Here is a 12,145-nt window from a genome sequence, read left to right on the forward strand (position 1 = left end):
AGGAACCTCCGTGGGCATCGTGACCACCAGCTCGTCAACCACTTTCACGCACTCCGCAGAGACGATCTACGACTTCGTCACCAACCCGGCCAACTGGACCAAGACCTACCCGAACGCCCCCCGCATCAGCGGTCTCGACGGCACCCTCCCGCTGCGCGTCGGTGACACCTGGCAGGAGTCGCATCCGACGGCCGACCGCACCTTCACCTGGCAGCTGGCCATCGCCACCAGGCCCAGGCTGTGGGTGTTCAGTTCGGTGGGCCGGCTGTCCGCCGACAGCGCCGGTGAGGTCGGCTTCGACGGCCGGATGACCATCGAGTACCACTTCAGCACACCGGGACCGGACCTCACCCTGTTCACCAGGACGATGACCATCGAGGCCTACCGGGATGCGCCGATGTCGGACGGGTTCTTCCGCATCGTCAACCCGTCCCATATCGACGCCTATCACGCCGCCGTCGCACGCGAATTAGCCGTGTAGTGCGCGGCGCAGGGCAGCTCCCTGCAGGGCGAAGAGCTGCCCACTGGTCTCCCACTGCGGCAGCAGCGATTCGAAGCCGTGGCAGGTGCCGGGGAAGACATGCAATTCGCATGCCACGCCGGCCCACATCAACCGCAGCGCGTAGTCGACGGCCTCGTCGCGCAACGGGTCGAGCTCGGCACAGCTGATGAAGGCGGGTGCCAGGCCGGCGAGATCGTCGCGGCGACCCACCACCGCGCCGGCCTGCGCCGCCCCGGTGCCGCCGAGGTAGTGCCGCCACATCAATCGTGTTGCCGGGCCGTCGAATCCGGGGGTGCTGTCGAATTCGTCCTTCGAGGGTGTCGGCCGGTCATCGAGTACCGGCTGGTGCAGCAGCTGGAAGGCGACCGGCGGAGCCGCACCCGCTGCCGCCCGGTGCGCCAGCCCGGCGGCGAGCGAGCCGCCGGCGCTGCTGCCCGCGACCGCGACCCGGCCCGGGTCGATACCGAGCACGGCGGCGTTCTCGACCACCCAGTCCAGCACCTGGCCGGCATCGTCGAGGGCGGCCGGGTACGGGTGCTCCGGTGCCAGCCGGTAGTCGACGGAGATGACGGTCACCCGCGCCTGCCGGGCCAACTCGACGCACAGGTGATGGTCGGTGTCCAGATTTCCCAGCATGAAGGCGCCGCTGTGGCAGAAGACGACGGCGGGCTCGCCGCCGCCCCGATAGATCCGCACGCCGGTCCCCCACGCCACCTCATCGGTGACCTGTACGCCGGTGCAGTCCAGCAGCCGGGCCGTCTCCCTGCGGCGGGCGTCGAGGGAAGCCCTTACCGCGGTGAGCTTTTCGGCCGACAGGTCGGTGCGTGCCCCGGCCAGATGCCGCAGCGCCGGGGCCAGCCGCTCGTCGATACCCACCGGGATCAACCGATCTTCAGGATCTGACCGCCGTCGACGACGAGTTCGGCACCGGTGATGAACGACGCCTGGGCCGAGACCAGGAACGCCACCGCGTCCGCGATCTCGGCGGGCGTCCCCAGCCGACCGTGCGCGGCCAGCCGGTCCTGGGTGCGGTCATCGAGCATCGGGGTGGCCACCGGGCCGGGAAACACGGCGTTGACGCGGATACCGGACGGAGCGAGTTCGACCGCGGTGGCCTGGGTGAGACCGCGCAGCGCCCACTTCGACGATCCGTACGCGGCGTGGTGCGGGAACGGCCGGACGGCGCTGGTGCTGCAGGTGTTGACGATCGACGCGCCGTCGGCCGCGGTGAGGGCCCCCAGCGCGGCGCGGATACCCAGGAACGGGCCCAGGCAATTCACCCGCCAGCTGCCCTCGAAGCCGGCCGCCGTCTCGTCGGCCAGCGCGGCCCGGTGCAGCACGCCGGCGTTGTTGACCAGCGTGGTCAGCGTCCCGAATCGGTCGACCGCGGCGGCCACCGCGGCCGCCCACTGCTGTTCCGAGGTGACGTCCAACGCCATCGCGATGACACCGTCACCGTAATCCGCTGTGCTGGTGCGGAGTTCGTCTATACGCACATCGCCTGCCACCACCCGATATCCGTCGGCGTGCAGGCGTGCGACGATCGCGGCACCCTGCCCGCCGGCCGCGCCGGTGACGAGGGCGACCGGGGCCGTGCTCATACGTAACCCCGGGATTCGTCGGTGATTGGCGCCCCGTCTTGTGCCTCGGCCAGGTGGGCGGCCGCACCCCGGCGCAGGGCCTGGGATTCCGAGGCCAGGGTGATCATCCGGAAACCCAGTGCCGCCGCCGCCTTTCCGAGCGTGCCGGTGCCCGCATGCACCCCGGTGATCAACCCGGCCGCGGTGCCGGCGCGCTGGATGCACGTCATCGCGTCCGTCATCTGCGGGTGGCTCCAGGCGTCCGCCAGGCGCAACCCCATCGAGATGGCCAGATCCGCGGGACCGACATAGAGGCCGGCCACTCCGGGTACGGCACAGATATCGTCGAGCGCGGCCAGCCCGCGTGCCGTCTCGATCATCACGTACACACCGGCCCTGGACTGTAGTTCGGCGATGTCGTGGCCGAGGCCGGCGCGCAACGGCCCGAAGCTGCGCACACCGGCGGGGACATAGCGGGTGGCGGCGACCGCCGCGGCGGCCTGTTCGGCCGATTCGACCATCGCGATGATCACCGCATCGGCACCGGCGTCGAGCACCCGGCCGATCGGTGCGGGATCGACCGAGGGCAGGCGTACCGCCGTCGCGATCGGGACGTGCTCGAGGCGGCGCAGCAGCAGCGCGATATCGGCATCGTCGAGATAGCCGTGCTGGGCGTCGAATCCGACATAGTCATAACCGGCGTGGGCGAACTCCTCGGGGCCCAGCATGGTGGGGCCGACCACCCAGCCGCCCCAGATCTGTCGCTGCGCCGCCAGCGCATCCTGTAGTCGCGAACTCATGCCTGGGTTCCCACTCATGCCACCAACGCGATCTTGACCCGCGCGGGATCCGGGCGGCAGGCCAGCTCGAAGGCCTGCTGCACCTGCGCGACGGGGAACGTGTGGGTCAGGTAGGCCGGCAAGAGCGCGGGATGCTCCCGGGCGAAGGCGTCGGCACGCTGTAACACCCGCCGCCGGTCCAGGGTCACCCCGGATTTCAGGGTGAGGTTGTTACGCAACATGATCCGCATGCTGATCGGATAGCTGTCGTCATCGGGCACCCCAAAGTAGAACACCGTACCCCCGAAGGCCGCGGCTTCCACCGCGTGGCCGAGGGTCGCCACCTGGTGTCCGACGGCTTCGATGACGATATCGGGCCGGGCGGCGGGATCGAGGTGGCGCACCCAACGGTCACTGGTGGACCGCACGGCGGTGTCGACACCGAAGGTCCCGGCCAGCGCCGACCGGTCGACGGGGTCCACACCGGTGACGTGCGCGGCGCCGAACGCCTTGGCGACATAGGAGAACAGCAGCCCGATCGAGCCCTGCCCGATCACGGCGACCCGCTTGCCGGTCAGGTCGCCGAGTTGCTCGACGGCGTAGAGCACACACGCCAGCGGCTGCAGGCCGATCGCGTGCTGCGGCGTCAAACCCGGCTCGTAACAGGTCAATCCGTCGCCATCGGCGATCACCTGGGCCATCAGGCCGTCGAATCCGGACGCCCAGCCCACGACGCGATCCCCGAGCGCGTGATCCGGGTGCGCACTGGCCAGGACCTCGCCGGCGATCTCGTGGATCGGAAAGCCGTCCATCTCCGCAGCACAACAGCCGGTGTCGCCGGGCAGTTTGCCCTGCGTCCCCCGGAAGCCGGGCAGATCGCTCCCGCAGATGCCGGCCGCCAGGAACCGAATCAGCACCTGGCCGTCCGCAAGGCCGGCAGGCTCGGCAAGATCGATACGCGCGAACGTGTACGGCGCGACGAGGCGGTAACCCCACATCACGCCGCCACGCCGACGTCGACGGGAACAGAGTTCCACCCCCACTGGAAGCTGGACGGTGGCCGGGACGCCGCCTCTTCCCGCACCGTGAACTCGGGGACTCGCTTGAGCCATTCGGTGACCAGGATGGTGATCTCCAGGCGGGCCAGGTGAACGCCGAGGCAGAAATGTGTCCCGCGGCCGAAGGACAGGATCCTGGCACTGCGCCGATCCCATTGGAAATCATCGGGATTCACGTACTCCCGGACGTCTCGCGCCGCCGATCCGAGCAGGGTGATGATCCGCTGTCCGGGATTGATGGTGGTGCCGTGCAGCGTGAACGGTTTGCGCAGGGTGCGCGCGAACCACTGGGCCGGCGCGCAGTAGCGGATCATCTCCTCGCGGGCGACCGGGACATTGGCATCCAGGTCCGCGCGCACCGCGGCCAGCTGCCCGGGATGCCGTAGCAGCTCCCACAGGCCGTGCGCGACGATCTTGGGTACCGTCTCGGTGCCCCCGATGAACACGCCGAGCATCTGCACCGCCGCCTCCATATCGGTGAACCCCGACCCATCGGGCAGCCGGTAGTCGATCAGGTTGTCCGCGATCGCGAGCGGCGGCCCGGCACCGGCCCGCCTGCGTTCGATGATCGGGGTGAGGTATTCGAGGTAACCGGGCCGGGCGTTGGCCACCTCCACCCCGCTGCCGGGCTCGGCCAGACTGCCCGCGTTGACCGTGGCCAGCACATCCGGGGCCAGCTCAACCGGCAGACCGACGAGTTCGCACACCATCGAGGCGGCCACGATCCCACCGTAGTCCTGGGTGAGATCGAATGAGCCGAGCGGCAGCAACGCGTCGAGCCGGTCGTTGGCGAGCCGGCGGATCCGGTCGGCGAAGGTGGCGGCGGTGCGTGGCCGGAACTGCCCGGACGTGCACCGGCGCACGTCCTCGTACAGCGGTGAGTCGAAGTTGGCGTGAAACGGCATCGGGTGCAGCGGCGGGTCAGACACCGGACCGTCGTGATGCCGGGCGAGAATCGTTGCGGCGGGCAGCGTTCCCTCCGAGGGTACGAACGTGCCGTCGTTGATCGCCAGCACATCCCAGATGTCGGCGAACCGCGACAACGCGTAGGTGTCCCACTTCGGCAGGTAGTAGACGGGGTACCGGTCACGCAGCACCCGATAGTACGGCAGTGGATTCGCCATGACCGCGGGATCGAACGGATCGTAGGCGAAGTCTGATGAGGCAGAGCCGGCGGACTGTCGCACCTCCCGAGCGTGACATTTCCGTCGTGTTTTGTAAAGGTGCAGGGCACTCGTCGGCTATCGTGGCCACATGACGGTGCAGTCGCTGGCCAACGGATTCTGCTTCGGCGAGGGCGCACGGTGGTTCGAGGGCCTGGTGTGGTTCTCCGACATGCTGGGCGAAGCGGTGCACACCGTGACACTGTCCGGCGAGATGTCCACCCTGCCGCTACCGGGACATGCCCCGTCCGGGTTGGGATTCCGGCCCGACGGGACGCTGCTGATCGCCTCGACACAGGCGCGCCAGGTGCTGCGATACGACGGCGAAAACGTCTCCGTCCTGGCCGATCTCAGTGAGCTGGTGCCCGCCGATCTCGGCGATATGGTGGTGGACGCCCATGGTCGGGTCTATCTCGGCTCGCAGGCCCGCACCGGCGGTGTCCTCGTGCGCATCGACACCGACGACAGCGTGCACGTGTCCGCGGGCGATCTCGACTTCCCGAACGGCATGGTCATCACACCGGACGGCGGCACCCTCATCGTGGCGGAGTCGACGGCCCGTCGCCTCACCGCGTTCACCCTCGACGAAGCGGGCGACGTGCACGACCGCCGGGTGTTCGCCGACGGGCTGGACGGCCCGCCCGACGGCATGGCCGTCGATGCCGCGGGCGGTGTCTGGGTGGCCATGACGCTGGCGCACCGGTTCGACCGCATCCTCGGCGACGGAACCGGTGTCCACACCGTCACCGACCGTATCGAACTGGACGGGCGCACAGCGATCTCCTGTGCGCTCGGCGGCCCGGAAGACCGCACCCTGTTTCTGCTGTCCTCGACCGAGGCCTATCCGCAGCGCCTGATCGGCACCAAACTGTCCCGGCTCGACGCGGTGATGGTCGACATCCCCGCCCCCTGACCTGCACCAGAACCTGAAAGCGAGCCATGTCGGACTGCTATTACGAACTGATCGACGTCGATACCAGCGGCGAGCGATTCCGGGCCACCGACATGGTGCGCAGCACTTGGTCGGCGGATATCCAGCACGGCGCCCCGCCGTCGGCCCTGCTGGTCCGCGCGCTCGAGCGGTGCGAGCAGCGCGAGGACACCCGGCTGAGCCGGGTACTGGTGGACCTGCTCGGACCGGTTCCGGCCACGGGTGACTTCTGGGTCCGCGCGGCCCGCGAGCGAGCCGGCAAGCAGATCGAGCTCATCACCGCCGAGATGCTGGCACCGGGTCCGGACGGCGCGGTGCGCCCGGTGGCGCGGGCCAGCGGATGGCGATTTCAGCACCAGGACACCGCCGATGTGGTGCATGCCGCCGAGGCCCCACTGCGCCCGCTGTCGCAGGCCCGCAGCCGCGATATGGCCGAGCACTGGGATCCGAACTACCTGCACAGCATCGACTGGCGCTGGCTGACAATGCCTTTCGGTGACGGACCGGGAGAGTCCTGGCTGTCCCCGACGGTGGACCTGGTCAAGGGTGAGGCGCTCACGCCGTTGCAGCGGTTGTTCACGGTGGCCGACGATGCCAACGGGATCGGCACCAAGATCGATATCCGCGCGTTCACCTTCCTCAACACCGATCTTGCCGTGCACATCCACCGGATACCCGACGGTGAGTGGATCGGTATCCGCGCCGAGACCGATTACGGACCGGATGGGATCGGGACCACCCGGGGCACCTTGTTCGACGAGCACGGCGCCGTCGGCGCGATTCAGCAGTCGGTCCTGGTGCGGCGCAGACAGAATCGCTGACCCCGCACGGTCAGCGCAGCACGTGGTCTTCCGGTGACACCGATCGCGTGCGTTTCCAGTAGTCCACGCAGCCGAACGGGTTCAGCACGTACACACCCCCGTCGGGCGACTTGTACCAGGAGTGCTCGATCGACGGGTGCCCCCACATCAACGTGGCCACCTCGGTCTGGAGCTCACCGTGGTAGCGCGCATACGCCGCCTCGGTCGGTTCGATCGTCTGCTTGCCCGCCTCGATCGTCATCCGCAGTGCCGCCCCGATATAGCGCATCTGGCATTCGAGCATGAAGATGACGCTGCCCGCATGGGCCAGTCCGGTACCCGGCCCGGCCATCATGAAGAAGTTCGGGAAGCCGGGCACCGAGATCCCGTTGAACGCACCGGGTTTGCCGTTCCAGACCGACGAGAGGGGCACCGCGCCGCGTCCGATGACCTCCATCGGACACAACACCTCGGAGGCCCGGAAGCCCGTCGCCAGCACGATGACATCCACGTCGTGCCGGCTTGTCGCGGTGTGTATCGAAGTCCGGTCGATGCCGGCGATCGGGTCGTTCACCAGATCGACATGGTCTCGCCGCAGGCAGCGCAGCCAACTGCCGTTGTCCTGCAGCATCCGCTTGGCCATCGGCGGGTAGTCCGGCGTGACCTTGCGCGCCAGCTCTGGAAGATCGCCGACCTGATCGTCGATCCAGGTGGCGAAGATCTCGCGTCGAGCCGCACTGGCCGCATTGGCGGTATGCGGAAAGTCCGGCCAATCCGGGTCGGCGCGCACCAATTCCAACAATCTGTCGCTGGACTGCCACATCAACATGAACCGATACCAGCGCGAGTAGCCCGGCAGATGGCGCATCGCCCACCGTTCGCCGGCGCCGACTTCGGCGTGATAGCGCGGGTTGGGCGCCATCCACTGAGGGGTGCGCTGGAAGACCGCCAGGTGGTCGACATCGTCGACGATGGCCGGCCCGATCTGGAAACCGCTGGCCCCGGCCCCGATGAGGGCCACCCGCTTACCGCTCAGCTCCACCGCGTGATCCCACTGGGCCGAATGGAAGACCGGCCCGTCGAAGGTCTTCAGGCCGGGGAGATCGGGGATCAACGGCCGGTTCAGGAATCCGACACCGGAGATGACCGCCGATGCGGTGCGCACCTCGGTCCGTCCGTCGCGGTGACGCAGCGTCACCGACCACCGGGCGGTGTCGTCATCCCACTGGGCCCGCTCGGCCTCCAGTCCCCAGTGCACGTACGACTCGATCTCGTGGTCCGTCATGACTTTTCGGAAGTACGCATGCAGTTCCGGCTGGCGCGTGTAGTAGGCCGTGAAATCCCCGACGTGTTCGAAGGAGTACGAGTAATAGTGACTGGCCACATCGACCCGGCAACCGGGATAGGTGTTCTCGAACCACGTACCGCCGACATCGAGGTTCTTGTCGACGATCTCGAACGGGATACCGGCCTCTTTCAGCCGGATCGCGGCGAGCAGCCCGGACGCTCCGAAACCGATGACGAGCACCGAGAAGCCGGGCGGCGGTACCAGGGCGCCCGGCCCGGCGATGGCACGGGGATTGTGGCCGCGAAGATCCATCTCCTCCATGTAGAGCGCGGCGTTGTCCTCGGGCACCGGCTCGCAGGCGATCCAGTCCATCACCTCGCGGATCAGGCGGTCGTCGATCGGCGGTGCCGACGGGCAACCCGCATCACGCCACGCGCAGATCGCCGTGAGCGCCTGGCGCCGCAGCTGTTGCCTGTCGCCCTCCGGGAGCATGCCCTGAAACTCATTCTGGACGAACTGCACCGGGCGGATCGGCCCGCGGACGAAATCCGGATCGCCGGTGATCTGCACGACCGAGGCCATCAGGGCGGGCACCGAGAGGTGGTCGAGCGCCGCGGCGATCGTCGCGTCATCGATACCGACGATCGACTCGGTGACCAGATGCCTACCGCCCATGAACTCTCCCTGTCTTGACACCCAGAAGTGTTCTTCATGGCACTCATGAGTGTCAATAGCGCGATTTCGGCGCTAGACTCTCCCTGTGCCGAAACCCGTTCCCGTCACGGTGGCCGAGGCGAAACGCCAAGCCACCGTCGACCACATCCTGGCGCTGGCACGACGACTGGTCCTGCACGACGGTCTCGACGTCACGATGGATCAGCTGGCCGCGGCCACCGGAGTGAGCCGGCGGACGCTCTTCCGGCTGTTCGACACCCGCGAGAAGCTGGTCGGCGCCGCGTTCGAAGCGGGTATGAGCGGCTACGTTCGCCAACTGCCCGAATATGGGCATCCTTTCGGCGATCCGGGCAGCTGGCTGCGGGCCACCTGCGAGACGGCGCACCACATGAACGCGACCATCGGTCCCGGCTTCTTCGAGCTGGCCTCACGCCGCGACCTCCCGCCCGACCTGGCCGCCGCGGAACGCCTGCGGCGCAGGGAGTTCCGTGGCGCCATGACAGCCATCACGCGCACGCTCTGGCAGGCCACCGGCAGCGCGGCCGACCCGCCGCCGGCGCTGAACACCACGGTGACCGCACATCTGAGCCCGCACTTCACCGCCGCCCTCATGGTCGACGCCGACCGGGACTGGCAGACCGCGGCCGAGCTGGCCTACGGAGCGATCGCGACGGTGCTCGCCACCGAATCGGGTTACACCCTGCCGGATTTCGGTCCGCGAGGCTGACCAGCCGTCGACGAGTGAGACAGGAGCCGCGCCACCATGAGCATGAAGAAGTACTACGGCCACACCCTGCTGTATCTGCACGAGACGATTTCCCTGGGCCGCAGTGACCGGTTCTGCGACGTCTTCGCCGAGGTCTACCAGCCGATGATGGAACAACTCGGGGCACGGCTGTTCGCCCTCTGGGAGAGCACCCCCTACAACGGGCACTGGCCCCAGGTCACCGTGATCTGGGAGATCGACGCCTTCGCCGATTACGCCAGGATCGGGCGCGCGCAGGCGCGCGGCGGCAGCCACGCCAAGGCCGCCGGCCAGTGGTCGGAGTACCTGGCCGAGGCCGGGGCCCACGGCGAGGGCAGGATCATGTACGCCGGCAAGTACAACAAGACGCTGAGCCAGCTCAAGGCGGCGAATTTCGGTGCGGGCCTGGTGATCCAGGAGATCATGCAGACCAAACCCGGCCGTCAGGATGACTACATCCGTGAACTGGAACGGCTGTACGTGCCGTGGTCGGAGTCCACCGGCAAGCGCTGGCTGGGCTCGTTCATCACGACGTTCCGCTTCAACGAGGTCATCCACTATTGGGCGCTCGACGGGGATTGGGCCTGTTTCGAGAACCACTACCCGTCCTGGAAGGACGCCCCGCCCGCGGAGATCGTCACCTGGATGAGCGTGGCGCCCGCGCTCCGCGACGGCTGGGAGGATTCGATCTTGTCGGCCCTGCCCGCGCATCCGTTGCCTTAGCGCATCCCCGTCACCGGATGTGCGCCGGCACGCGCTTGATGCCGTGCACGAACGAGCTGTACAGCAGGTCCGGCTCGCCGAACTCGATGGTCGTGAGCCGGGTGAGCAACTCGCGGAACAGATTCCGCAGCTCGGTCTTCGCCAATTGATTGCCCAGACAGAAGTGGGGGCCGCCGGCGCCGAAGCCGACGTGCGGGTTGGGCGAACGACTCAGGTCGAACCGGCCCGGCGCGTCGAACACCGATTCGTCGCGGTTGGCCGAGCAGTAGAACAGTCCCACCTTGTCCCCGGCGCCGATCATCTGCCCGGCGATCTCGACGTCCTCGGTGGCGAAGCGGGCGAACTGCAGCACCGGTGTCGACCAGCGCACGAATTCCTCGACGGCAGTGCCGATCCGGGCGTCGAAGTCGGCCATCAACCAGTCCCGCTGCTCCGGGTTGGCCGCCAGCGCCATCATGGCGTGCGTGGTGGTCTGTTTAGTGGTGTCGTTACCGGCTGACGCGAGCAGGATCAGGAAGGCACCGATCTCCTCATCGGTCAGCCGATGACCGTCCACCTCGGCGTTGACGATGCTGGTCATCAGGTCATCGCCGGGGTTCGCGCGGCGGAACTTGGCCAATTCGATGCCCGTGTTGGAGATCAACATGATCTCGTTGATGGTCGCCATGGCGCGTTCTTCGAGCGTGGAGAACTCGTCGTCGCTGATGCTGAACAACTTCTCGGCGGCCTTGGCCAGGGCGGGCTGGTCGGCCTTGGGCACCCCCAGCATCGAGGAGATGGTCACCATCGGCAGGCGCGCCGAACAGGCCTCGACGAAGTCGACATCACCCACCCCGATCAGGTCATCGACCACCGCGACCGCGTCACGGTGTATCTGCTCGTCGATCTCGCGGACGTGGCGCGGGGTGAACGCTGCGCTGATCAGTTTGCGATACACCGTGTGCGTGGGCGGATCCATCGTCAGGAAGAAGGTGGCGAACTTCTGCACCTCGGCAGGCATCGGATCCAGCGCCACCCCGCGCTCCGAGGTGAACAGCTCGGGGTGCTGGCTGGCGAATTGGATGTCGGCACGGCGGGTCAGCGCCCAGAAACCGGGCTCCTCGACATCGAAGAGGGTGGGCATCGGCCGGTGCCAGGAGACTCCGTCCGCCGCCCGCAGCCGGGCAAAGGTGTCATCCCGCACGGCGAACGGCTGATTCCAGAAATCGTGCGAGGTGATGTCGAACGGGCTGTATTCGCGTGCCTGCGGCGTGCTGGCGACGGTCACGGGGCGTTCCCTCCTACAGGGCTTGCGACGGCGATGTCGCGACAGATTGAGCGTGACAGTTGTGCGATAGTTTGTAAAGCTGTGGGGATGGCCGAACCAGTGCTCGCCGCGGACGCGAACAGCACGCGCGAACGCATCCTGGCCGCGACCGCCGAAGTCCTGGGCAACTACGGCATGACCAAGCTCAGCCTGTCTGAGGTCGCAGCCCAGGCCGGCGTGTCGCGTCCGACGCTGTATCGCTGGTTCGCGTCCAAACAGGAACTGTTGGACGCGTTCGTGGTCTGGGAGCGCAGACACTACGAGCGCGCCGTCGCGGCCGTCGTGACGCGGCTGCCCGCCGCCGAACGACTCGACGCCGCGCTTGCGGTCATCGTCGAATACCAGCAGTCCTACCCGGGCCTGCGGATGGTGGATATCGAACCGGAACAGGTCATCGCCCGGCTGGCGCAGTTCATCCCGTTGATGCGCGAACGCCTGGAACGGCTCACCGACGGCCCCGAGGCGGCGGTCGCGGCCGCCACCGCGGTCCGGGTCGCCGTCTCGCACTACCTGGTGCGCAGCGATGACGGCGACGACTTCCTGGCTCAGCTGCAACACGCCACGAGGGCCAGGACGCACAGTTCGCGTCGGTAGC

The 12,145-nt window shown here is 67.9% G+C and carries 13 protein-coding genes; 6 read left to right on the forward strand and 7 right to left on the reverse strand.

All coding sequences use genetic code 11. The features are described 5' to 3' along the window. Positions 1-10 precede the first annotated feature (10 nt). On the forward strand, positions 11-481 hold the full coding sequence (locus tag H7J86_RS04400) for an SRPBCC family protein (protein ID WP_187098989.1): 471 nt from the start codon (positions 11-13) through the stop codon (positions 479-481). Here the strand turns inward: H7J86_RS04400 and H7J86_RS04405 are convergent. From H7J86_RS04405 to H7J86_RS04425, 5 genes are read right to left on the reverse strand one after another with little or no spacing between them, the layout of a single operon-like run. Then, entirely contained in the window at positions 470-1,384 is a 915-nt protein-coding gene (locus tag H7J86_RS04405; protein WP_267290577.1) for an alpha/beta hydrolase, read from the reverse strand. The genes H7J86_RS04400 and H7J86_RS04405 overlap by 12 nt on opposite strands. Further along, a complete protein-coding gene (locus H7J86_RS04410; RefSeq protein WP_090356769.1) occupies positions 1,384-2,103 on the reverse strand; it encodes an SDR family NAD(P)-dependent oxidoreductase in 720 nt (239 codons plus the stop codon). Before H7J86_RS04410 ends, H7J86_RS04405 begins: the two co-directional genes overlap by 1 nt. After that, positions 2,100-2,882, reverse strand: coding sequence for an HpcH/HpaI aldolase family protein (locus H7J86_RS04415; protein ID WP_267289564.1), 783 nt, complete (start codon positions 2,880-2,882; stop codon positions 2,100-2,102). The genes H7J86_RS04410 and H7J86_RS04415 overlap by 4 nt, the downstream gene beginning before the upstream one ends. 14 nt (positions 2,883-2,896) lie before the next feature. Further along, positions 2,897-3,859, reverse strand: coding sequence for a zinc-binding dehydrogenase (locus H7J86_RS04420; RefSeq protein WP_267289566.1), 963 nt, complete (start codon positions 3,857-3,859; stop codon positions 2,897-2,899). Then, positions 3,859-5,043 (reverse strand): cytochrome P450, encoded by a 1,185-nt coding sequence (locus H7J86_RS04425; protein WP_267289568.1) that lies wholly within the window; start codon positions 5,041-5,043, stop codon positions 3,859-3,861. Before H7J86_RS04425 ends, H7J86_RS04420 begins: the two co-directional genes overlap by 1 nt. Before the next feature lie 130 nt (positions 5,044-5,173). Here H7J86_RS04425 and H7J86_RS04430 point away from each other — a divergent pair, with 130 nt between their 5' ends. Then, positions 5,174-5,995 (forward strand): SMP-30/gluconolactonase/LRE family protein, encoded by an 822-nt coding sequence (locus H7J86_RS04430; protein WP_187098987.1) that lies wholly within the window; start codon positions 5,174-5,176, stop codon positions 5,993-5,995. A gap of 26 nt (positions 5,996-6,021) precedes the next feature. Then, positions 6,022-6,834, forward strand: a complete 813-nt coding sequence (locus tag H7J86_RS04435) for a thioesterase family protein (RefSeq protein ID WP_267289570.1) — start codon at positions 6,022-6,024, stop codon at positions 6,832-6,834. Positions 6,835-6,844: 10 nt separating this feature from the next. On the opposite strand, the gene H7J86_RS04440 is transcribed toward H7J86_RS04435, so the two are convergent. Then, positions 6,845-8,776, reverse strand: a complete 1,932-nt coding sequence (locus tag H7J86_RS04440; RefSeq protein WP_267289572.1) for a flavin-containing monooxygenase — start codon at positions 8,774-8,776, stop codon at positions 6,845-6,847. An 85-nt stretch (positions 8,777-8,861) separates the two neighbouring features. Between H7J86_RS04440 and H7J86_RS04445 the strand changes: the two genes are divergently transcribed. Together H7J86_RS04445 and H7J86_RS04450 are read left to right on the forward strand one after the other, a co-directional pair. Next, positions 8,862-9,503, forward strand: coding sequence for a TetR/AcrR family transcriptional regulator (locus H7J86_RS04445; protein WP_267289574.1), 642 nt, complete (start codon positions 8,862-8,864; stop codon positions 9,501-9,503). A gap of 42 nt (positions 9,504-9,545) precedes the next feature. Beyond that, positions 9,546-10,244, forward strand: a complete 699-nt coding sequence (locus H7J86_RS04450) for an NIPSNAP family protein (RefSeq protein ID WP_090356781.1) — start codon at positions 9,546-9,548, stop codon at positions 10,242-10,244. A 10-nt stretch (positions 10,245-10,254) separates the two neighbouring features. Here H7J86_RS04450 and H7J86_RS04455 read toward each other — a convergent pair whose 3' ends face one another. After that, entirely contained in the window at positions 10,255-11,511 is a 1,257-nt protein-coding gene (locus H7J86_RS04455; RefSeq protein ID WP_267289576.1) for a cytochrome P450, read from the reverse strand. Positions 11,512-11,598: 87 nt separating this feature from the next. On the opposite strand from H7J86_RS04455, the gene H7J86_RS04460 reads away from it, so the two are divergent. Then, entirely contained in the window at positions 11,599-12,144 is a 546-nt protein-coding gene (locus H7J86_RS04460) for a TetR/AcrR family transcriptional regulator (RefSeq protein ID WP_187098983.1), read from the forward strand. The last annotated feature ends 1 nt before the right edge of the window (position 12,145 follow it).

It is taken from the genome of Mycobacterium hackensackense, from assembly GCF_025822555.1.
In the GTDB taxonomy this organism is placed as follows: domain Bacteria; phylum Actinomycetota; class Actinomycetes; order Mycobacteriales; family Mycobacteriaceae; genus Mycobacterium; species Mycobacterium fluoranthenivorans.

What these genes read in the sequence shown, in the direction of transcription:
- H7J86_RS04440 (WP_267289572.1), bottom strand. Translation starts at nt 8,776, where the DNA reads ATGGGCGGTAGGCATCTGGTCACCGAGTCGATCGTCGGTATCGATGAC.
- H7J86_RS04460 (WP_187098983.1), top strand. Translation starts at nt 11,599, where the DNA reads ATGGCCGAACCAGTGCTCGCCGCGGACGCGAACAGCACGCGCGAACGC.
- H7J86_RS04425 (WP_267289568.1), bottom strand. Translation starts at nt 5,043, where the DNA reads ATGGCGAATCCACTGCCGTACTATCGGGTGCTGCGTGACCGGTACCCC.
- H7J86_RS04410 (WP_090356769.1), bottom strand. Translation starts at nt 2,103, where the DNA reads ATGAGCACGGCCCCGGTCGCCCTCGTCACCGGCGCGGCCGGCGGGCAG.
- H7J86_RS04415 (WP_267289564.1), bottom strand. Translation starts at nt 2,882, where the DNA reads ATGAGTTCGCGACTACAGGATGCGCTGGCGGCGCAGCGACAGATCTGG.
- H7J86_RS04435 (WP_267289570.1), top strand. Translation starts at nt 6,022, where the DNA reads ATGTCGGACTGCTATTACGAACTGATCGACGTCGATACCAGCGGCGAG.
- H7J86_RS04430 (WP_187098987.1), top strand. Translation starts at nt 5,174, where the DNA reads ATGACGGTGCAGTCGCTGGCCAACGGATTCTGCTTCGGCGAGGGCGCA.
- H7J86_RS04450 (WP_090356781.1), top strand. Translation starts at nt 9,546, where the DNA reads ATGAAGAAGTACTACGGCCACACCCTGCTGTATCTGCACGAGACGATT.
- H7J86_RS04420 (WP_267289566.1), bottom strand. Translation starts at nt 3,859, where the DNA reads ATGTGGGGTTACCGCCTCGTCGCGCCGTACACGTTCGCGCGTATCGAT.